The organism is Agrococcus carbonis, assembly GCF_900104705.1.
In the GTDB taxonomy this organism is placed as follows: domain Bacteria; phylum Actinomycetota; class Actinomycetes; order Actinomycetales; family Microbacteriaceae; genus Agrococcus; species Agrococcus carbonis.
The window spans coordinates 238,605-257,855 of sequence record NZ_LT629734.1 but is presented as its reverse complement, the minus strand read 5'-3'; the positions used below and the strand labels follow the sequence as shown (position 1 = coordinate 257,855).

Below are 19,251 nucleotides of genomic sequence, written 5' to 3'. Positions count from 1 at the left end.
GCACCCATGGCACACGGCGACATCACGCACATCGAGATCCCGGTCACCGACTTCGCGAAGGCGACCTCCTTCTACTCCGGCCTCTTCGGCTGGCAGATCGCCGAGATGGAGGGCTTCGAGGGCTACCCCATGTTCCAGGCGCCCAACGGCGTCTCGGGCGGGGCGCTCACCGAGCGCGCCGAGGGCTTCACGCAGCCGCGCAGCATGGTCGAGGTCGACTCGATCGACGCCGCCCTCGAGCAGGCGACCGCGAACGGCGGCGCCGTGGTGGTGCCCAAGTCGGAGATCACGCCCACGAGCTGGTGGGCGGTGCTCGCCGACCCCGACGGCAACCACATCGGCCTCTTCGAGGGCGAGATGTAGCCAGCAGGGCCGGGCGCATGCGGCAGACTTGGCCGCATGCGCATCCTCGTCCTGAACGGCCCCAACCTCGGCAGGCTCGGCACGCGCGAGCCCGAGGTGTACGGCACGGCGACGATCGACGACATCGCACCGCTCGTGGAAGCATCCGGCCGCACTGACGCCCCGATCGAGGCCGACGTGCGCCAGACCGACGACGAGGCCGAGCTCGTCGGCTGGATCCACGAGGCGGTGGATGCGCGCACGCCCGTGATCCTGAACCCTGCGGCGTTCACGCACTACTCCTATGCGCTGCGCGACGCGTGCGCGCAGCTGCAGGGCGTCGCGCCGCTCGTGGAGGTCCACATCTCCAACCCGCACGCGCGCGAGGCCTTCCGGCACACCTCGGTGATCTCCGGCGTCGCGACCGGCGTGATCGCAGGCTTCGGGCTCGACGGCTACCGACTGGCGGCCGCGGCGATCGCCGCCCGGTAGACTCGGCTCTCGGCCGCGAACCCCACGGAACGGATACCGCCAGCATGGCAACCACGAACGACATCAAGAACGGCTCGGTGCTCAACCTCGACGGACAGCTCTGGAGCGTCATCGAGTTCCAGCACGTCAAGCCCGGCAAGGGCGGGGCGTTCGTGCGCACCAAGCTGCGGAACGCCCGCAGCCAGAAGACCGTCGACAAGACCTTCAACGCCGGCACCAAGGTCGAGTTCGCGACCGTCGACCGCCGCGACTACCAGTTCCTCTACAACGACGGCACCGACTTCGTCTTCATGGACAACGAAACCTACGAGCAGCTGCCGATCCCGGCCTCGGTCGTCGGCGACGGCGCGAAGTACCTGCTCGAGAACGGCACCGCGACCATCTCGATGCACGAGGGCGAGGCGCTGCAGGTCGAGCTCCCCGCATCCGTCGTGCTCGAGATCACCTACACCGAGCCGGGCCTGCAGGGCGACCGCTCGAGCGCCGGCACGAAGGCCGCGACGGTCGAGACGGGCGCCGAGGTGCAGGTGCCGCTCTTCGTCGAGCAGGGTACGCGCATCAAGGTCGACACGCGCACGGGCGACTACCTCGGCCGCGTCACCGACTGACGTGGCAGACGAGGTCTACCCCTCGCGCCGCAAGGCGCGCAAGCACGCCGTCGAGGTGCTGTACTCCGCGCAGGCGCGCGGCGAGGCGCCCGAGACGGTGCTCCGCGACACCGCGTCGCGGCTCGGCTGGACGAAGCACGGCTGGTACCCGTTCGCGCGCGAGATCGTCGCGGGCGTCGGCGACGCGACCGATGCGCTCGACGAGCTGATCGCCTCGTCGAGCGAGCACTGGAGCCTCGACCGCATGCCGCGCACCGACCTCGCGATCCTGCGGGTCGGCGCGTGGGAGCTCGAGCACGAGACGGCACCCGCGAGCGTCGTGATCTCGGAGGCCGTGCACCTCGCGAACGAGCTCTCGACCGACCGCTCGGGCGCGTTCATCAACGGCGTGCTCGGGCGGATCGCGGCGCAGCGCGCCTGACCGGCGGGTCCGACCCGAGCTGAGCGGCCGCGGTGCGCGCGCCGTAGGCGCTCGCGTCACGAGACGGCGCCGGTCGCCTTGCGCGCGCCGCTCCCTCGTCGGTCGTGACGAGACCCCGCGGCCGCTCGCTGCTCCCTCGTCGGTCGAGGAGCGCGCGGCGCAGCCGCTCGCGTCACGCGACCAGCGCGGTCGATCCGATCGAGTTCTCCACATCGTCGCGGTCGTGTGGGTGGCCCGTGGTTGCATGCCTGCATGTCGACGGATGCGGTGGAGCATGAGGGGCCGGAGGGTCCCGAGGTCGCCCGCGCCGAGCACCCGGCTGCTCCTGATTCCGCGCTCGAGCCGGCGACCGCCAGTGGCGCGCTCGACCCGGCTCCCGCCGCACCGCCCACCCCGCGCGATGTGAGCGAGACCGCGATGCGCGCGGTCGTCGAGATCGACGCGGCGATCGCGGGCCTGCAGGCGATGCGCACGCAGCTGCTCGCCGGCATCGGCCATGTGGCGGTCGACGATGCGCTCGCGGAGCGGCTCGACCCGGCGGTGGGGCTGCGGGATGCCGCGTGCGAGCTCGGGCTGCGGCAGCGCCGCTCCGACCGCACCGTCGAGGCCGAACTGAACGCCGCGATGGCCGACACGCAGCGCTGGCCCGCGACCGTGGAGGCGTGGGGGCAGGCGCGCATCCACCGCGGCCACGTCGCCGTGATCGCGGAGATCGGCGCGCCGATCCAGGATCCGGCGGCGCGGGCGGCGTTCGAAGCGGCGCTGCTGCCGCACGCCGAGCAGACCACCCCGGGCCGACTGCGGGCGATCGCGCGGCGCGAGCTCGAGCAGCACCTGGCGGAGCCGCTCGTCGAGCGGCACCGCACCGCCCGCGAGCAGCGCGGCGTGTGGGTGAGCGACCTCGACGACGGCATGTCGATGCTGCGCGCCCTGCTGCCGACCGCGCTCGCGCACGGCATCCACGACCGCCTCACCCAGATGGCCAAGGCGTCGGTTCGGGCGCGCCGGACCGGGCTGCCGACGCCGCCGACACGCCCGGGAACGGCGCCGATGCCGTCGGTGAGGCGCCGGTCGGTGCCGACGGCGGCCGCGACTCGCGGACCTTCGACCAGCTGCGCGCCGACTTGCTGGCCGACCTGTTGCTGACCGCCGACCCCACCGACACCGGCCTGCACGGCATCCGCGCCGAGGTCAGCGTGCTCATCCCCGCGCCCGTCCTCACCGGCGACGACGGGGCGCCTGTGGCGGGTGTCGAGGCGGCGGTCGCGCGGCTCGCGAACGGGGCACCCATCGACCCGGAGACCGCCCGCATCCTCGCCTCGCGGGCCAGCAGCTGGGCGCGGCTGTTCACCGACCCGCTCACCGGCCAGGTGCTCGCCGTCGACACCTACACGCCCTCCAGCCAGCTCAAGCGGCTGCTGCGAGCCCGCGACCAGCACTGCCGGTGGCCAGGCTGCGGGCAGCGCGCCCGCCGCTGCGACATCGACCACACCAAGCCGTGGGCCGAGGGCGGCACGACCTGCCACGACAACCTCGCCCACCTCTGCAGACGCCACCACACCCTCAAAGGCGCCCAGCTCGCCCACGCCCGACGCTGGAAGGTGCGCCAGACCAGCCCCGGCGTGCTCGAGTTCACCTCGCCCACGGGCGACGTCTACACCGACGAGCCGCCGCACGTCGGGCCCGTATTCGTCGACGCGTCGGTTGAGCACTGGGGCGAACGGCGAGCCGACTCCGACGCGCCGTCGCCGTTCTGAGGGCGCTGGTGCCGGCCACCGCCACCGAGCACGATGGGAGCATGAGCGCGGACGACGCGGGATCGCAGTCGGGTCGGCGTCCTCGTCGAGCGTACGCGGCCGACGATCGCGCGGCGACCGAACGCATCCGCACCGATTGCGCGATCGTCGGCGGGGGACCGGCGGGCATGATGCTCGCACTGCTGCTCGCGCGGCGGGGCGTCCGCGTCGTCGTGCTCGAGCAGCACGGCGACTTCCTCCGTGACTTCCGCGGCGACACCATCCACCCGTCCACGCAGGAGGTGCTGCACGAGCTCGGCCTGCTCGAGCGGTTCCTCGCGCTGCCGCACGCCGACATGCAGCAGGTGACGCTGCGGTTCTCGGGCGAGCACCTCGTCGTCGCCGACTTCTCCCGATTGCCGACCCGGCGCAAGGCCATTGCCTTCATGCCGCAGTGGGACTTCCTCGACTTCCTCGCGGATGCGGGGCGGGACCTCCCGGGGTACGACCTGCGAATGCGCACGACGGGTGTCGAGCTGCTCCGCGATGGCGACCGCATCACCGGGGTGCGAGGTGCAGGCCCGGAAGGCCCGATCGAGCTGCGTGCGAAGCTCACCGTCCTCGCCGACGGGCGGGACTCGCGCCTGCGGGATGCGGCCGGGCTCGTCAGCGCGGGTGGTCCGAGCGCGATCGACGTGCTGTGGTTCCGCCTGCCTCGGGAGCCCGACGAGTCGATCCCGTTCATGCAGGTCGGCGACGGCGCGCTGCTGTCGATCGATCGCGGCGACTTCTACCAGTGCGCGCACATCGTGGGGAAGGCCGTGTGGCGTCGGGACAAGTCTGCGCTCGACGCCCTCCGGGAGCGGATCGCACGCCTCCACCCCCCGTTCGCAGCACGCATCGCGGCGCTCGAGGTCGACGACATCCGCGTGCTCGACGTGCGCATCGAGCACCTCGAGCGCTGGTACCGCGACGGCGTCCTGGCGATCGGCGACGCCGCCCACGCCATGTCGCCGGCCGGCGGCGTCGGCATCAACCTCGCGATCCAGGATGCCGTCGCGGCTGCGAACGCGCTCGCGCCCCGCCTCGCGACCGCGCGCCCGACGCCCGAGCTGCTCGCCCGCATCCAGCGGCGCCGGCAGCCGCCCGCGCGCGCCGTGCAGGCGCTCCAGCGGCGCCTCGAGCGTGTGCTCGTGCGCGTGGCCGAGCCGGGTGCCGAGGTGCCCGTGCCGCTGCCGCTGCGCCTCGTGCAGCGGGTGCCGGTGCTGCGGCACGTCATGGGCAGGGTCATCGGCCTCGGTCTCCGATCGGAGCACGTCGAGGAGTAGAGTGGAGGCATCAGACAACCTTGAAGCCCGTCCTGTGAGGCGGAGAAGGGAGTCGCTGTGGCTCAGACTGCGCGCACTCGCACCGTGCTCGGTCCCGACGAGATCGGGCGGGCGCTGACGCGCATCGCCCACGAGATCGTCGAGGCCAACCACGGCCCCGATGACCTGGTGCTCCTCGGCATCCCGACCCGCGGCGTGCCGCTCGCGCAGCGACTCGCGTCGCGGCTCACCGAGATCACGGGCGAGGACTTCGCCGCCCGCACCGGTGCGCTCGACATCACGATGCACCGCGACGACCTGCGGGCCAGGCCGACGCTCGCCTCGCAGCCCACGCGCATCCCCGCGATCGGCATCGACGACCGCACCGTCGTGCTCGTCGACGACGTGCTCTACTCGGGCCGCACGATCCGCGCGGCGCTCGATGCGCTCGCCGACCTCGGCCGGCCGCGCGCGGTGCGGCTCGCGGTGCTCGTCGACCGCGGCCACCGCGAGCTGCCGATCCGCGCCGACTCCGTGGGGAAGAACCTGCCGAGCGCCCGCAGCGAGCACGTCTCGATCCTGCTCGACGAGATCGACGGCGAGGACGCCGTCGTGATCGAGGGAGGCGCCGCATGAAGCACCTCCTGACCGCCGCCATGCCGCGCGACGAGGCCGTGGCCCTCCTCGACCTCGCCGAGGACATGCACCAGATCCAGGAGCGCGAGGTCAAGAAGCTCCCGGCGCTGCGCGGCCGCACGGTCGTCAACCTCTTCTTCGAGGACTCGACCCGCACCCGCTCGTCGTTCGAGATCGCCGGCAAGTGGCTCTCGGCCGACGTCATCAACGTCTCGGGCAAGGGCTCGAGCGCGTCGAAGGGCGAGTCGCTGCGCGACACGGGCCTCACGATCGCCGCGATGGGCGTCGACGGCGTCGTCGTGCGCTCGGGCGCTTCGGGCGCCCCCGCGCTGCTCGCCGACTGGATCGGCCGGCCGGTCGTCAACGCCGGCGACGGCACCCACGAGCACCCGACGCAGGCGCTCCTCGACGCGTTCGCCCTCAGGCGCCGCATCCACGGGCCGGATGCGGCGCGCGGCAAGGCGCTCGACGGCGTGCGCGTCGCGATCGTCGGCGACATCGCCCACTCGCGGGTCGCGCGGTCGAACGCGCTGCTGCTGCCCGCGCTCGGCGCCGAGGTCACGCTCGTCGGCCCCGCGGCGCTCCTGCCGCCCGCCGGCGCCGACGGCAGCCGGCTCGGCGTGCGGGCGACGACCGACCTCGACGCGGTGCTCGCCGAGCGCCCCGACGCGCTCATGCTGCTGCGCGTGCAGCTCGAGCGCCAGGCGGGCCGGGTGAGCCTCAGCCCCGCCGAGTACGTCACCGGCTGGTCGCTCACCGACGAGCGCCTCGCACGCATCCCCGGCACCCGCATCATGCACCCGGGCCCGATGAACCGCGGCCTCGAGCTCTCGAGCCGCGCCGCCGACGACGACGCGTCGACCGTGCTCGAGCAGGTCACCGCGGGTGTCTCGGTGCGCATGGCCGTGCTCTACGCGCTGCTCGCATCCGACCAGGGAGGCTCCCGATGACCGCCCCGACAGCGCACACCCGCGCCACGCTCATCACCGGCGCCGCGATCCTCGGCGGCGAGCGCCGCGACCTCGCGATCGTCGACGGCGCCCTGGTCGACCCGACGACCATCGACCGCGACTCGGCCGACGTCGTCGACGCATCCGGCCTCATCGCGCTGCCCGGGCTCGTCGACCTGCACACGCACCTGCGGCAGCCCGGCGGCGAGCAGGCCGAGACCGTCGCGACGGGCGTCCGCGCAGCGGCCGCCGGCGGCTACACGTGCGTGTTCGCGATGGCCAACACGAATCCCGTCGCCGACACGCGGGCGGTCGTCGAGCAGGTGCACCGGCTCGGCCAGGAGGCCGGGCTCGCGACCGTGCGCCCGATCGGCGCCGTCACGGTCGGCCTCGCGGGGGAGCGTCTCGCCGACATGACGATGCTCGCGCGCAGCGCCGCCCGAGTGACGGTGTTCAGCGACGACGGGAAGTGCGTCGCCGACGCCGAGCTCATGCGCCGCGCGCTCGAGCACGCCGCGTCGCTCGGCGCGGTCGTGGCGCAGCACGCGCAGGATCCCGACCTCACGCGCGGCGCCGTCATGCACGAGGGGCCGCTGTCGGCCGAGCTCGGCCTCGCCGGCTGGCCGTCGGTCGCCGAGTCGTCGATCGTCGCGCGCGACGCGATGCTCGCCGAGCTCACCGGCGCGCGCCTCCACGTGTGCCACGTCTCGACCGCCGGGACCGTCGAGGTCGTGCGCGCGGCGAAGGCGCGGGGCATCGCGATCACCGCAGAGGTCACGCCCCACCACCTGCTGCTCACCGAGCAGCTCGTGCGCGGCTACGACGCGCGCTTCAAGGTCAACCCGCCGCTGCGCACCGACGCCGACGTGCAGGCGCTCCGCGAGGCGCTCGCCGACGGCACGATCGACATCGTCGCGACCGACCACGCGCCGCACGCGCCCGAGGCGAAGCAGACGGCGTTCGCGGATGCGGCCTTCGGCATGGTGGGCCTGGAGACCGCGCTCGGCGCGGTGCAGGAGGCGATGGTCGAGACGGGGCTCCTCGACTGGGCCGGCGTCGCGCGCGTGATGTCGACCGCGCCCGCCGCGATCGGCCAGGAGGCCGGCTACGACGCGCCGCTCGAGATCGGCTCGCCCGCGCACGTCGTGCTCGTCGACCCGGCCGCCCGCACGACGATCGACACCGGCAGCCTGCGCGGCCGCTCGGCGAACTCGCCGTTCCTCGGGATCGAGCTGCCGGGCAGCGTGCGGCACGTCTGGCGCGGGGGGCGCCGCACCGTCGCCGACGCCGTGGTCGTCGAAGCCGTCGTCGAAGCCGCCGTCGGAGCCGCCGTCGGAGCCGCCGTCGGAGCCGCCCCTCTCGAGGGGCAGGTGCGCGCATGACCAAGGAGCTCTTCGCGCTGCTGTGCGCGGCGTTCGTCGCGCTCGTCGCCGTGCTCGTGTGGCTCGGCATCCGCTCGCGCCGACGACGCCAGGGCGATGTGGACGAACCGCTCGGCTGGATCGACGCCGCGCCGACGCTCGTCGTCGACGCGCTCTACGTCGCCACGACGCGCGCCGGCGACCCGTACGACCGCATCTTCGCGCACGGCCTCGGCTTCCGCGGCCGCACGAGCCTCGCGGTCGACGCCGACGGCGTGCAGCTGCTCGCCGACCGGCGGGAGGTGCGCATCCCGGCCGAGCGCATCCGCGCCGTCGAGCGCGCCACCTGGACCATCGACCGCGTCGTCGAGCCCGGCGGGATCATCGTGATCGCGCACGAGCTCGGCGCCGACGTCGACACCTACATCCGCGTCATCGGCGATGACGCGGCCGCCTTCGAGGCCCTCACGGGGCTCGTCCGCGGCACCACCAGCACGCCCGCAGGGGAAGGAACGACCGCATGACCGCATCCGCAGCCCACGCCCTGGACGCCGCCCTCGTGCTCGAGGACGGCACCATCTACCGCGGCAGCGCGTACGGCGCCGTCGGCCAGGCGCTCGGCGAGGCCGTCTTCGCGACCGGCATGACCGGCTACCAGGAGACGCTCACCGACCCGAGCTACGCCGGGCAGATCGTCGTGCAGACCGCGCCGCACATCGGCAACACCGGCGTCAACCGCGAGGACGACGAGTCGACGCGCATGTGGCCCGCCGGCTACGTCGTGCGCGCCGCGAGCCGCGTGACGTCGAACTGGCGCTCGGAGGAGCCGCTGCCCGCGCAGCTCGCGCGCGACGGCGTCGTCGGCATCGCCGGCGTCGACACCCGCGCGATCACGCGCCGGCTGCGCGACGCGGGCGTCATGCGCGCGGGTGTCTTCTCGGGCGACGCGCTCGTCGACGACGACGCGATGCTCGCGATCGTGCGCGAGAGCCCGCAGATGGCCGGACGCAGCCTCGCCGCGACGGTCAGCACGGCCGAGGCGTACCGCCTCGAGGCGATCGGCGAGTCGATCGGCACGCTCGCCGTGCTCGACCTCGGCGTCAAGGCCTCGACGCTGCGCTACCTGCGCGAGCAGGGCTTCGACCTCGTCGTGCTGCCGCAGGACGCGACGCTCGACGAGGTGCTCGCCCACGAGCCCGTCGCCGCGTTCTACTCGAACGGCCCCGGCGACCCGGCCGCATCCGACGCCCAGGTCGAGCTGCTGCAGGGGCTGCTGCGCGAGGAGCTGCCGTTCTTCGGCATCTGCTTCGGCAACCAGCTGCTCGGCCGCGCGCTCGGCTTCGGCACCTACAAGCTGCCGTTCGGCCACCGCGGCATCAACCAGCCCGTGCTCGACGTCGCGACCGGCCGGGTCGAGATCACGAGCCAGAACCACGGCTTCGCCGTCGACGCGCCGCTCGGCGAGGAGCTCACGAGCCCCGCGGGCTTCGGCCGCGTCGAGGTGAGCCACTACTCGCTCAACGACAACGTCGTCGAGGGCCTGCGCGCGCTCGACATCCCGGCGTTCAGCGTGCAGTACCACCCGGAGTCGGCGGCGGGCCCGAACGATGCCCACCACATGTTCGAAGAGTTCCGCCAGCTGGTGCTGGCGAAGAAGAAGGGGGCGCAGGCCTGATGCCCAAGCGCGACGACATCAACTCCGTCCTCGTCATCGGCTCCGGCCCGATCGTCATCGGGCAGGCCGCCGAGTTCGACTACTCGGGCACCCAGGCGTGCCGCGTGCTGCGCGAGGAGGGCGTGCGCGTCATCCTCGTCAACTCCAACCCGGCGACGATCATGACCGACCCCGACTTCGCCGACGCGACCTACATCGAGCCGATCACCCCCGAGGTGATCGAGACGATCATCATGAAGGAGCGCCCCGACGCGATCCTGCCGACGCTCGGCGGCCAGACGGCGCTCAACGCCGCGATGGCGCTCCACGAGCAGGGCATCCTCACGAAGCACGGCGTCGAGCTCATCGGTGCCCGCCCGGACGCGATCCAGCGCGGCGAGGACCGCCAGATCTTCAAGCAGCTCGTGCTCGACGCGGGCGCCGACGTCGCCTCGAGCGCGATCGCGAAGAGCGTCAACGAGGCGGTCGCCTTCGCCGAGGAGTACGGCTACCCGGTGGTCGTGCGCCCGTCGTTCACCATGGGCGGCCTCGGCAGCGGCTTCGCGCACGACGAGGCCGAGCTGCGCCGCTTCGTCGGCGACGGCATCCACTCGTCGACGATCGGCGAGGTGCTGCTCGAGGAGTCGATCCTCGGGTGGAAGGAGTACGAGCTCGAGCTCATGCGCGACGTGGCCGACAACACGGTCGTCATCTGCTCGATCGAGAACGTCGACGCCGTCGGCGTGCACACGGGCGACTCCATCACCGTCGCCCCGGCGCTGACCCTCACCGACCGCGAGTACCAGCGGATGCGCGACATCGCCATCCGCATCATCCGCGACGTCGGCGTCGACACCGGCGGCTGCAACATCCAGTTCGCGGTCGAGCCGGCGACCGGCCGCATCATCGTCATCGAGATGAACCCGCGCGTCTCGCGCTCGTCGGCGCTCGCCTCGAAGGCGACGGGCTTCCCGATCGCCAAGATCGCGGCGAAGCTCGCGCTCGGCTACCGCCTCGACGAGATCCCCAACGACATCACGAAGGTCACGCCCGCGTCGTTCGAGCCCGCGCTCGACTACGTCGTCGTGAAGGTGCCGCGGTTCAACTTCGAGAAGTTCCCGGCGGCGGATGCGACGCTCACCACGACCATGAAGTCGGTCGGTGAGGCGATGGCGATCGGCCGCACCTACGCCCAGGCCCTGCAGAAGGCGCTCCGCTCGCTCGAGAAGCGCGGCTCGTCGTTCCACTGGGAGGGCGAGCCGGGCGACGCCGCGGCGCTGCTCAAGATCGCGCGCACGCCCACCGACGGCCGCATCGTGACGCTGCAGCAGGCGCTGCGCGCCGGCGCGACGGTCGAGCAGGCGTTCGAGGCCACCGGCATCGACCCGTGGTTCCTCGACCAGATCGTGCTCATCAACGAGGTCGCCGAGGAGATCGGGGCAGCTGCCGAGCTCGACGAGGCGACCCTCCGGCTCGCGAAGGAGCACGGCTTCTCCGACGCGCAGATCGCGCAGCTGCGCGGCATGACCGAGGCCGAGGTGCGCGAGGCGCGCTGGGCGATCGGGCTGCGGCCGGTCTACAAGACGGTCGACACGTGCGCGGGGGAGTTCCCCGCCGAGACGCCGTACCACTACTCGAGCTACGACCTCGAGACCGAGGTCGCGCCCTCCGACCGCCGGAAGGTCATCATCCTGGGCTCGGGCCCCAACCGCATCGGCCAGGGCATCGAGTTCGACTACTCGTGCGTCCACGCGTCGTTCGCGCTCGCCGACGCGGGCTTCGAGACGATCATGGTCAACTGCAACCCGGAGACCGTCTCGACCGACTACGACACGAGCGACCGGCTCTACTTCGAGCCGCTCACGCTCGAGGACGTGCTCGAGATCGTGCATGCAGAGTCGGCCTCCGGCGAGCTCGTCGGCGTCATCGTGCAGCTCGGCGGCCAGACGCCGCTCGGGCTCGCGCGCGGCCTCGAGGCGGCCGGCGTGCCGATCCTCGGCACGACCCCGGATGCGATCGACGCGGCCGAGGAGCGCGGCCTGTTCCAGCGCATCCTCGACGAGGCCGGCCTCATCGCCCCGAAGAACGGCACCGCGACGACCGAGGACGAGGCGGTCGCGATCGCGGAGCGCATCGGCTACCCCGTGCTCGTGCGCCCGTCGTTCGTGCTCGGCGGCCGCGGCATGGAGATCGTCTACGACACGCCGAGCCTGCACGGCTACTTCGACCGCATCGCCGGCCACGGCATCGTCGGCCCGGGCGCCCCGCTGCTCGTCGACCACTTCCTCGACGACGCGATCGAGATCGACGTCGACGGCATCTTCGACGGCACCGAGCTCTACGTCGGCGGCATCCTCGAGCACATCGAGGAGGCCGGCATCCACTCGGGCGACTCGTCGTGCACGCTGCCGCCCGTCGGGCTCGGCCGCGCGCAGCTCGAGGAGATCCGCGAGGCGACGCTGCGCATCGCCCAGGGCCTCGACGTGCGCGGCCCCATCAACGTGCAGTTCGCCTACGCTACGGGCGTGCTGCACGTGATCGAAGCGAACCCGCGCGCGAGCCGCACGGTGCCGTTCGTCGCGAAGGCCATCGGCACGCCGATCGCCCGCGCGAACGCGCGCGTGCTCGCCGGCAGCACGATCGCCGAGCTCGTCGCCGAGGGGCTGCTCCCCGAGCGGGACGGCACGATCCTGCCGGTCGACGCGCCCGTCGCGGTCAAGGAGGCCGTGCTGCCGTTCCGCCGCTTCCGCACCGCCGACGGTCGCATGGTCGACTCGCTGCTCGGGCCCGAGATGCGCTCGACCGGCGAGGTCATGGGCATCGACCGCGACTTCCCGACCGCGTTCGCCAAGAGCCAGGTCGCCGCGTACGGCGGCATGCCGACCTCGGGCACCGTGTTCGTCTCGCTCTCCGACCGCGACAAGCGCCAGGCCGTGCTGCCCATCCACCGGCTCCAGCAGCTCGGCTTCCGCATCGTCGCGACAGCGGGCACCGCCGAGGTGCTCGCGCGCAACGGCATCCGTGTCGAGCAGGTGCGCAAGCACTCCGAGGCGGGCGACGAGCCCTCGATCGTCGACCTCATCGACGCGGGCGAGATCGACATCATCATCAACACGCCCTCCGGCGGCGTCGCCCGCGCCGACGGCTACGAGATCCGCGCTGCGACGGTCGCGTCCGACAAGGCGCTCTTCACGACGGTCTCGCAGCTCGGCGCCGCGGTCACCGCGATCGAGGCGGCGCGCGACGCGTTCGAGGTGACGAGCCTGCAGGAGTACCACGCGCGGCGGTCGGCGTGACCTCGCAGCGCCCGACCTTCCTGGGGCACCTCACCGCATCCGTCGCCGCGCACGGGCCGCTGTGCGTCGGCATCGACCCGCACCCCGCGCTGCTCGACGCGTGGGGCGCGGGGGCGGATGCGGCGGGCCTCGAGCGCTTCGGCCGCACGGCCGTCGAGGCGGCCGCCGGCCGCGTCGCGGTCGTGAAGCCGCAGGTGGCGCTCTTCGAGGCCCACGGGTCCGCCGGGCTCGGCGCGCTCGAGCGGGTGCTCGCGGATGCGCGGGCGGCCGGCCTGCTCGTCATCGCCGACGCCAAGCGCGGCGACATCGGCTCGACGAACACCGGCTACGCCGCGGCGTGGCTGACGCCGGGCTCGCCGCTCGAGGCCGACGCGCTCACGGTGAGCCCATACCTCGGCGTCGACGCGCTCGACGGCGCGTTCGCGGCCGCCGAGGCGGCGGGCAAGGCGCTCTTCGTGCTCGCCGCGACCTCGAACCCCGAGGCCCGCGCGCTGCAGAGCGCCCGGCTGCCCGACGGCCGCACGGTCGCCGCGGCGGTCGCCGAGGCGGTGACGGCGCGCAGCGTCGCGACCGGCGCCGGCCACGGCCTCGTCATCGGCGCGACCGTCGATCGCGCCGACTACGGCCTCGCGACCCACCCGTCGACACCCGTGCTCGTACCTGGCTTCGGCGCGCAGGGCGCGAGCCTCGGCGCGCTCCGCACCCTCTTCCCAGCCGACGCGGTCGTGCTCGCGAGCGCGAGCCGCAGCATCCTGCGGGCCGGCCCCGACGCGCTCGCCGCCGCGATCGACGCGGCGAAGGCCGAGCTGCCGGCGTGAGCGCCGGGGAGCGCTCCGCGGTCCCGGATCCGGCCGCGGCGGGCCGAGCGGCCATCGAGGCGCGTCGCGCGCGCGCCGCGGTGAAGCGCGCGCTCGCCGCGGGGGAGCGCGGGCCCCGCGACGTCGCGGAGCGGGCATGGCAGGAGCCGGGCGGCCCCGAGGGCCGCCTCCGGGTCGCCGAGTACCTCACGAGCCTGCGCGGCATCGGACCCGCACGGGCCGCATCCGTCATGGAGAGCCTCGGCATCGCGGGCTCGAAGCGGCTCGGGGGACTGGGCGGTTTGCAGCGCGAGCGCGTTCGCGGTTGGCTGGACGACGTGGATCCCTCGCGCCGCCCCCGCCTCATCGTGCTCGCCGGACCGACGGCGGTCGGCAAGGGCACCGTCGCGCAGTACGTGCGCGAGCACTTCCCGCAGATCCGGCACTCGGTGAGCGCCACGACGCGCTCGCCGCGCCCGGGCGAGATCGACGGCGTGCACTACGCGTTCGTCTCCGACGCCGACTTCGACCGCATGATCGAGGAGGACGACTTCCTCGAGTGGGCGAAGGTGCACAACCAGTCCCGGTACGGCACGCCGCGCTCGAGCGTGCAGGCCGCGCTCGACGAGGGCTCGTCGGTGCTGCTCGAGATCGACCTGCAGGGCGCGCGCCAGGTGCGCGAGTCGTTCCCGGATGCGGTGCTGCTGTTCCTCGCGCCGCCGTCGTGGGACGAGCTCGTCCGCCGCCTCGTCGGCCGCGGCACCGAGACCGAGGACGAGCGGGAGCGCCGCCTCGAGACCGCGAAGGTCGAGCTCGCGAGCCAGCCGGAGTTCGACGCGACGATCGTCAACACCGACGTCGCCGAGGCCGCGCGCGAGGTCGTCGAGCGGATCCTCGCCGCCGAGGCCGACGAGGCACGGTAGAATCGTCCATTGCGCCCATCGGCGCACGAGCTTGCGCGGGCCCCGACCCGCATCCATCACGACTGCAGGAGGCACCCATGGCCAGCCAGGGCATCATCAACCCGCCGATCGACGAGCTGCTCGAGAAGGCCGACTCCAAGTACCAGCTCGTGATCTTCGCGTCGAAGCGCGCGCGCCAGATCAACGACTACTACACCGACATCCACGAGGGCTCGATGTTCGACAACGTCGGCCCGCTCGTCGACGCCACGGTCGAGGACAAGCCGCTCTCGGTGGCGCTGCACGAGATCCACCAGGACAAGCTCGTCCTGACCAAGGACGAGACCGCCTCCGCCTGATGCGCGTCGTCGTCGGGATCTCCGGCGGGATCGCGGCGTACAAGGCTGCGCTCGCCATCCGCGAGCTGGTCAAGGCGGGCCACGACGTGCACGTCGTGCCCACCGCATCCGCCCTGCGCTTCATCGGCCGCCCGACGCTCGAGGCGCTGAGCCGCAACCCCGTCACCGACGAGGTCTTCGACGACGTCGCGAGCGTGCGGCACGTCGCGCTCGGCCAGCAGGCCGACCTCATCGTCGTGCTGCCGGCGACCGCGAACACGATCGCGAAGCTCGCCCACGGCCTCGCCGACGACCTGCTCGGCACGACCGTGCTCGCGTCGCGCGCACCGCTCGTCATCGCGCCGGCGATGCACACCGAGATGTGGGAGCAGCCGGCGGTGCAGGCGAACGTCGCGACGCTCGCCGCGCGCGGCGCGACGATCGTCGGGCCCGTCGCGGGACAGCTGACGGGGGACGACTCGGGACTCGGTCGCATGGCGGAGCCGGCGGAGGTCGTGGCCGCCGCGCTCGCCGTCGTCGCGCAGGCGCCCACCGAGCGCGCCGACGCGACGCCGCTCGCCGGCCGGACGCTCGTCGTGAGCGCCGGCGGCACCCGCGAGCCCATCGACCCGGTGCGCTTCCTCGGCAACCGCTCGAGCGGCGCGATGGGCGTCGCGCTCGCCGAGGCGGCCCGCGACGCCGGTGCAGCGGTGACGCTCGTCGGCGCCAACCTGCACGTGCCGGCGCCCGACGGCGTCGCGCTCGTCGAGGTCGAGACCACGGCGCAGCTCGCCGAGGCGATGGAGGCGCACGCCGACGCCGACGTCGTCGTGATGGCCGCCGCGGTCGCCGACTACCGCGTCGACGGCGTCTCCGACGGCAAGCGCTCGAAGGAGGAGTGGGGCTCGCAGCCGACCCTCACCCTCACGGAGAACCCCGACATCCTCGCTGGCCTCGCGCACCGCGCGCGCCAGAACCTCGTCGTCGGCTTCGCCGCCGAGACCGAGCCCGACGACACCGCGCTCATCCACCGAGGCCGCGCGAAGCTCGCGCGCAAGGGCGCCGACCTGCTCGTGGTCAACCGCGTCGGCCACGCCGAGGGCTTCGGCGACGTGACGACGCGCGTGAGCGTCCTCGACGCATCCGGCGTCATCGCCGAGAGCGCCGGCGCCAAGGCGTCAGTGGCCCGCGACATCATCGACGCCATCGCGGAGCACCTGGCCCCGCGCGAGGAGGGAGCCGAGTGAGCCTTCGGCTGTTCACGTCCGAGTCCGTCACCGAGGGGCACCCCGACAAGATCTCCGACCAGATCTCGGATGCCGTGCTCGACGCGATGCTCGCCCAGGACCCGGAGGCGCGGGTCGCCGTCGAGACGCTCGTCACCACGGGCCTCGTGCACGTCGCGGGCGAGGTGCGGACGACCGGCTACGTCGACATCGCGTCGCTCGCGCGGAAGACGATCGTCGACATCGGCTACGACTCGAGCGAGGTCTCGTTCGACGGGCACTCGTGCGGCGTCACCGTCTCGATCGGGGAGCAGTCGAGCGAGATCGCGACGGGCGTCGACACCGCGATCGAGGCGCGAGGCGGCTCGGTCGACCCGCTCGACCGCGACGGCGCCGGCGACCAGGGCATCATGTTCGGCTTCGCGACCGACGAGACGCCCACCTTCATGCCCGCGACCGCGTGGGCGGCGCACCGCCTCGCCGAGCGCCTCGCCGCCGTGCGTCGCTCGGGCGAGATCCCGTGGCTTCGCCCCGACGGCAAGACCCAGGTGACGATCGGCTACGACGGCTTCACGCCCGTGACCGTCGACGCCGTGCTCGTCTCGACGCAGCACGCGCCCGGGGTGACGGGCGACGAGATCCGGGACGCCGTCTCCGAGCACGTCATCGAGCCGGTCGTGTCGCAGCTCGGCCTCGACGCGAGCGCGATGCGCACGATCGTCAACCCCTCGGGCTCGTTCCTCACGGGCGGCCCGAAGGGCGACGCGGGCCTCACGGGACGCAAGATCATCGTCGACACCTACGGGGGCGCCGCGCGCCACGGCGGCGGCGCGTTCAGCGGCAAGGACCCGTCGAAGGTCGACCGCTCGGCCGCGTACGCGCTGCGCTGGGTCGCGAAGAACGCCGTCGCCGCAGGCCTCGCGTCGCGGCTCGAGGTGCAGGCGGCGTACGCGATCGGCATGGCGCAGCCCGTCGGCATCTACGTCGAGTCGTTCGGCACCGGCGCCGTCTCCGACGAGGCGATCCAGGCCGCGATCCTCGAGGTCTTCGACCTGCGCCCCGGCGCGATCGTGCGCGACCTCGACCTGCGCCGCCCGATCTACCGCCAGACGGCCGCCTACGGCCACTTCGGCCGCGAGCTGCCCGGCTTCACCTGGGAACGGCTCGACCGCGTCGACGCGCTGCGCACCGCCGCGGGGCTCTGAGCCTTGCCGGCCCGGTACGCGCGGGTCGTCGTCGACTCGCGGCTGCCGCAGCTCGACCGGCTCTTCGAGTACCGGGTGCCGCCGGGCATGGAGGGCGTCGGGCCAGGCGTGCGCGTGCGCGTGCCGCTGCGGGGCGACCGGCTCGCGACGGGCTGGGTCGTCGAGGTCGCGGATGCGCGGGCCTGGGAGGGCGAGGTCGCGGACATCGAGCAGGTCGTCTCGGCGGTGCCCGTGCTGCAGCCCGAGGTGTGGGCGCTCGCGCGCGCCGTCGCCGACCGGGCGGCGGGCGGGGCCGCCGACGTGCTGCGCGTCGCGATCCCCGGGAGGCAGGCGCGCGTCGAGAAGCAGTGGCTCGCGGGGGAGCGGGCGGCGCTGCCCACGCTGCCGGAGCTGCCTGAGTCCGCCGCCGTGCTGCCCGGGCTCGTCGCCGACCGTCGCCGGGTGGCGATGGAGTGCGCGGGCGGCGTCGTCGAGGTCGCCGGCGGCGCGGAGGCCGGCGAGGACGGCCCGCAGTGGATCGGGCGCTGGGCGGTCGCGCTCGCCGCGCTCGTGAGGCAGGCGCTCGAGCGCGGCGAGCAGGCGATCGTCGTCGTGCCCGACCACCGCGACCAGCGGCAGCTCCGCCTCGCCCTCGCCACCGCCGTCGGCGCCGAGCGCGTCGTCGAGCTCGACGCGCGGCAGAAGAACCCCGAGCGCTACCGAGGGTTCCTGCGCTGCCTCGAGGGCGAGCCGCTCGCGATCATCGGCCCGCGCTCGGCCGTCTACGCACCGGCTGCGCGGCTCGGGCTGCTGGTCGTCTGGGAGGACGGCGACCCGCTCCTGGCCGAGCCGCTCTCGCCATGGGTGCACGCGCGCGACGCGGCGCTCGTGCGGCAGGCGCAGACCGGCTGCGCGCTCGTCATCGCCGGCCACGCCCGCTCGAGCGACGCCGAGCGGCTCGTCGAGCTGGGCTTCCTCGAGCACGAGCGGGTCGGCGCGCACCGCCGCCGCGTGCTGCCCACCGCGCTCGCCGACGACGGCCGGCGCGTGCCCGCCGCCGCGTTCCGCGCGGCGTCCGAGGCGCTCGCCGAGCGGCCCGTGCTCGTGCAGGTCGCGCGCCCAGGGCACGCGCCGGGCCTCCGCTGCGGCGACTGCGGCACGCGAGCGCGCTGCGCGGCGTGCGGCGGTCCCCTCGGCCGGCGCTCGCGCGGCGCCGCCCCGTCGTGCCGGCTGTGCGGTCGGCTCGCCGCAGGCTGGCAGTGCCCCTCGTGCCACGGCACCGCGCTCACTGAGGTGGGCCGCGGCTCGACACGCATCGCCGAGGAGCTCGGGCGCGCCTTCCCCGGCGTGCCGGTCGTCGTCGCCGACGGCGACCACGAGCGCCTGCGGGTCGACGGCAGGCCGCGGCTGGTGATCGCCACGCGCGGCGCCGAGCCGATCGCCGATGGCGGCTACGGCGCGGTCATCCTGCTCGACGGCGACACGCTGCTCGCGCGCGAGGGCCTGCGCGTGGGGGAGGAGGCCGTGCGGCAGTGGGCGACCGCGACCGCGCTCGCCGCCGACGGCGCCACGATCGTGCTCGCGGGCGTCGCGGGCATCGCCGTGACGGCGCTCACGGGCGACACGACCGTGCCGTTCGCGAAGGCCGAGCTCGCCGAGCGCCGCGCGCTCCGGTTCCCGCCCGCCGTGCGCACCGCATCCGTCGTCGGGCACCCCGACGCCGTCGCCGAGGCGCTCGAGGCGCTCGGCGAGGTCGAGCACCTCGACGTGCTCGGGCCTGTACCGGCCGAGGGCGCGCGCGACGGCGACCTCGAGCGCGCGATCGCCCGCTTCGCCTACGCCGACGGCGCGCGCGTCGCGGGCATCGCGCGCGGCCGCGTGCTCGCCGAGGCCACCCGGCCGCGGAAGCCCTCGGCGCCGGCCCGGCTCCGCATCCGCTTCGACGACCCGGAGCCCTTCGAGGGCCTCTGATCGCCGAGGGTCGAGCCCGGATGCGGGAGG

At 73.9% G+C, this 19,251-nt stretch carries 19 protein-coding genes; all 19 read left to right on the top strand.

Going from position 1 to position 19,251, the window contains the following annotated elements:
- The first annotated feature begins 6 nt into the window (after positions 1-6).
- The gene (locus BLT67_RS01255) at positions 7-363 is read left to right on the top strand and encodes a VOC family protein (RefSeq protein WP_092665120.1); all 357 of its coding nucleotides are present in this window, start codon (positions 7-9) and stop codon (positions 361-363) included.
- Between the two features lie 36 nt (positions 364-399).
- On the top strand, positions 400-834 hold the full coding sequence (gene aroQ / locus BLT67_RS01250; protein WP_092665117.1) for a type II 3-dehydroquinate dehydratase: 435 nt from the start codon (positions 400-402) through the stop codon (positions 832-834).
- Between the two features lie 44 nt (positions 835-878).
- Entirely contained in the window at positions 879-1,442 is a 564-nt protein-coding gene (gene efp, locus BLT67_RS01245; RefSeq protein ID WP_092665114.1) for an elongation factor P, read from the top strand.
- A gap of 1 nt (position 1,443) precedes the next feature.
- Positions 1,444-1,863 carry a transcription antitermination factor NusB gene (nusB, locus tag BLT67_RS01240; protein WP_092665111.1) on the top strand — a complete coding sequence of 140 codons (420 nt, stop codon included), beginning with the start codon at positions 1,444-1,446 and terminating at the stop codon, positions 1,861-1,863.
- Positions 1,864-2,115: 252 nt separating this feature from the next.
- Positions 2,116-3,009 carry a DUF222 domain-containing protein gene (locus BLT67_RS01235; protein ID WP_092665107.1) on the top strand — a complete coding sequence of 298 codons (894 nt, stop codon included), beginning with the start codon at positions 2,116-2,118 and terminating at the stop codon, positions 3,007-3,009.
- Positions 3,003-3,620, top strand: coding sequence for an HNH endonuclease signature motif containing protein (locus BLT67_RS01230; RefSeq protein ID WP_092665104.1), 618 nt, complete (start codon positions 3,003-3,005; stop codon positions 3,618-3,620). The genes BLT67_RS01235 and BLT67_RS01230 overlap by 7 nt, the downstream gene beginning before the upstream one ends.
- Before the next feature lie 41 nt (positions 3,621-3,661).
- Positions 3,662-4,927 carry an FAD-dependent oxidoreductase gene (locus BLT67_RS01225; RefSeq protein WP_092665101.1) on the top strand — a complete coding sequence of 422 codons (1,266 nt, stop codon included), beginning with the start codon at positions 3,662-3,664 and terminating at the stop codon, positions 4,925-4,927.
- Positions 4,928-4,984: 57 nt separating this feature from the next.
- Positions 4,985-5,542: a bifunctional pyr operon transcriptional regulator/uracil phosphoribosyltransferase PyrR gene (gene pyrR / locus BLT67_RS01220; protein ID WP_092665098.1), complete on the top strand. Its 558-nt coding sequence runs from the start codon at positions 4,985-4,987 to the stop codon at positions 5,540-5,542.
- A complete protein-coding gene (locus tag BLT67_RS01215; protein WP_092665095.1) occupies positions 5,539-6,492 on the top strand; it encodes an aspartate carbamoyltransferase catalytic subunit in 954 nt (317 codons plus the stop codon). Before pyrR ends, BLT67_RS01215 begins: the two co-directional genes overlap by 4 nt.
- A complete protein-coding gene (locus BLT67_RS01210; RefSeq protein ID WP_092665092.1) occupies positions 6,489-7,874 on the top strand; it encodes a dihydroorotase in 1,386 nt (461 codons plus the stop codon). Before BLT67_RS01215 ends, BLT67_RS01210 begins: the two co-directional genes overlap by 4 nt.
- Positions 7,871-8,377: a PH-like domain-containing protein gene (locus BLT67_RS01205; protein WP_092665089.1), complete on the top strand. Its 507-nt coding sequence runs from the start codon at positions 7,871-7,873 to the stop codon at positions 8,375-8,377. Before BLT67_RS01210 ends, BLT67_RS01205 begins: the two co-directional genes overlap by 4 nt.
- Positions 8,374-9,528 carry a glutamine-hydrolyzing carbamoyl-phosphate synthase small subunit gene (carA, locus tag BLT67_RS01200; protein ID WP_092665086.1) on the top strand — a complete coding sequence of 385 codons (1,155 nt, stop codon included), beginning with the start codon at positions 8,374-8,376 and terminating at the stop codon, positions 9,526-9,528. The genes BLT67_RS01205 and carA overlap by 4 nt, the downstream gene beginning before the upstream one ends.
- Complete coding sequence (gene carB, locus BLT67_RS01195; protein ID WP_092665083.1) at positions 9,528-12,803, top strand: carbamoyl-phosphate synthase large subunit; 3,276 nt, start codon at positions 9,528-9,530, stop codon at positions 12,801-12,803. The genes carA and carB overlap by 1 nt, the downstream gene beginning before the upstream one ends.
- Positions 12,800-13,621: an orotidine-5'-phosphate decarboxylase gene (pyrF, locus tag BLT67_RS01190; RefSeq protein ID WP_092665080.1), complete on the top strand. Its 822-nt coding sequence runs from the start codon at positions 12,800-12,802 to the stop codon at positions 13,619-13,621. Before carB ends, pyrF begins: the two co-directional genes overlap by 4 nt.
- Positions 13,618-14,523 (top strand): guanylate kinase, encoded by a 906-nt coding sequence (gene gmk / locus BLT67_RS01185; protein WP_092665077.1) that lies wholly within the window; start codon positions 13,618-13,620, stop codon positions 14,521-14,523. Before pyrF ends, gmk begins: the two co-directional genes overlap by 4 nt.
- A gap of 77 nt (positions 14,524-14,600) precedes the next feature.
- Positions 14,601-14,861, top strand: coding sequence for a DNA-directed RNA polymerase subunit omega (gene rpoZ, locus BLT67_RS01180; protein WP_092665074.1), 261 nt, complete (start codon positions 14,601-14,603; stop codon positions 14,859-14,861).
- Entirely contained in the window at positions 14,861-16,087 is a 1,227-nt protein-coding gene (coaBC, locus tag BLT67_RS01175) for a bifunctional phosphopantothenoylcysteine decarboxylase/phosphopantothenate--cysteine ligase CoaBC (RefSeq protein ID WP_092665071.1), read from the top strand. The genes rpoZ and coaBC overlap by 1 nt, the downstream gene beginning before the upstream one ends.
- A complete protein-coding gene (gene metK / locus BLT67_RS01170; protein ID WP_092665068.1) occupies positions 16,084-17,271 on the top strand; it encodes a methionine adenosyltransferase in 1,188 nt (395 codons plus the stop codon). The genes coaBC and metK overlap by 4 nt, the downstream gene beginning before the upstream one ends.
- Positions 17,272-17,274: 3 nt before the next feature.
- Positions 17,275-19,221, top strand: a complete 1,947-nt coding sequence (locus tag BLT67_RS01165) for a primosomal protein N' family DNA-binding protein (protein ID WP_092665065.1) — start codon at positions 17,275-17,277, stop codon at positions 19,219-19,221.
- Positions 19,222-19,251: the final 30 nt, after the last annotated feature.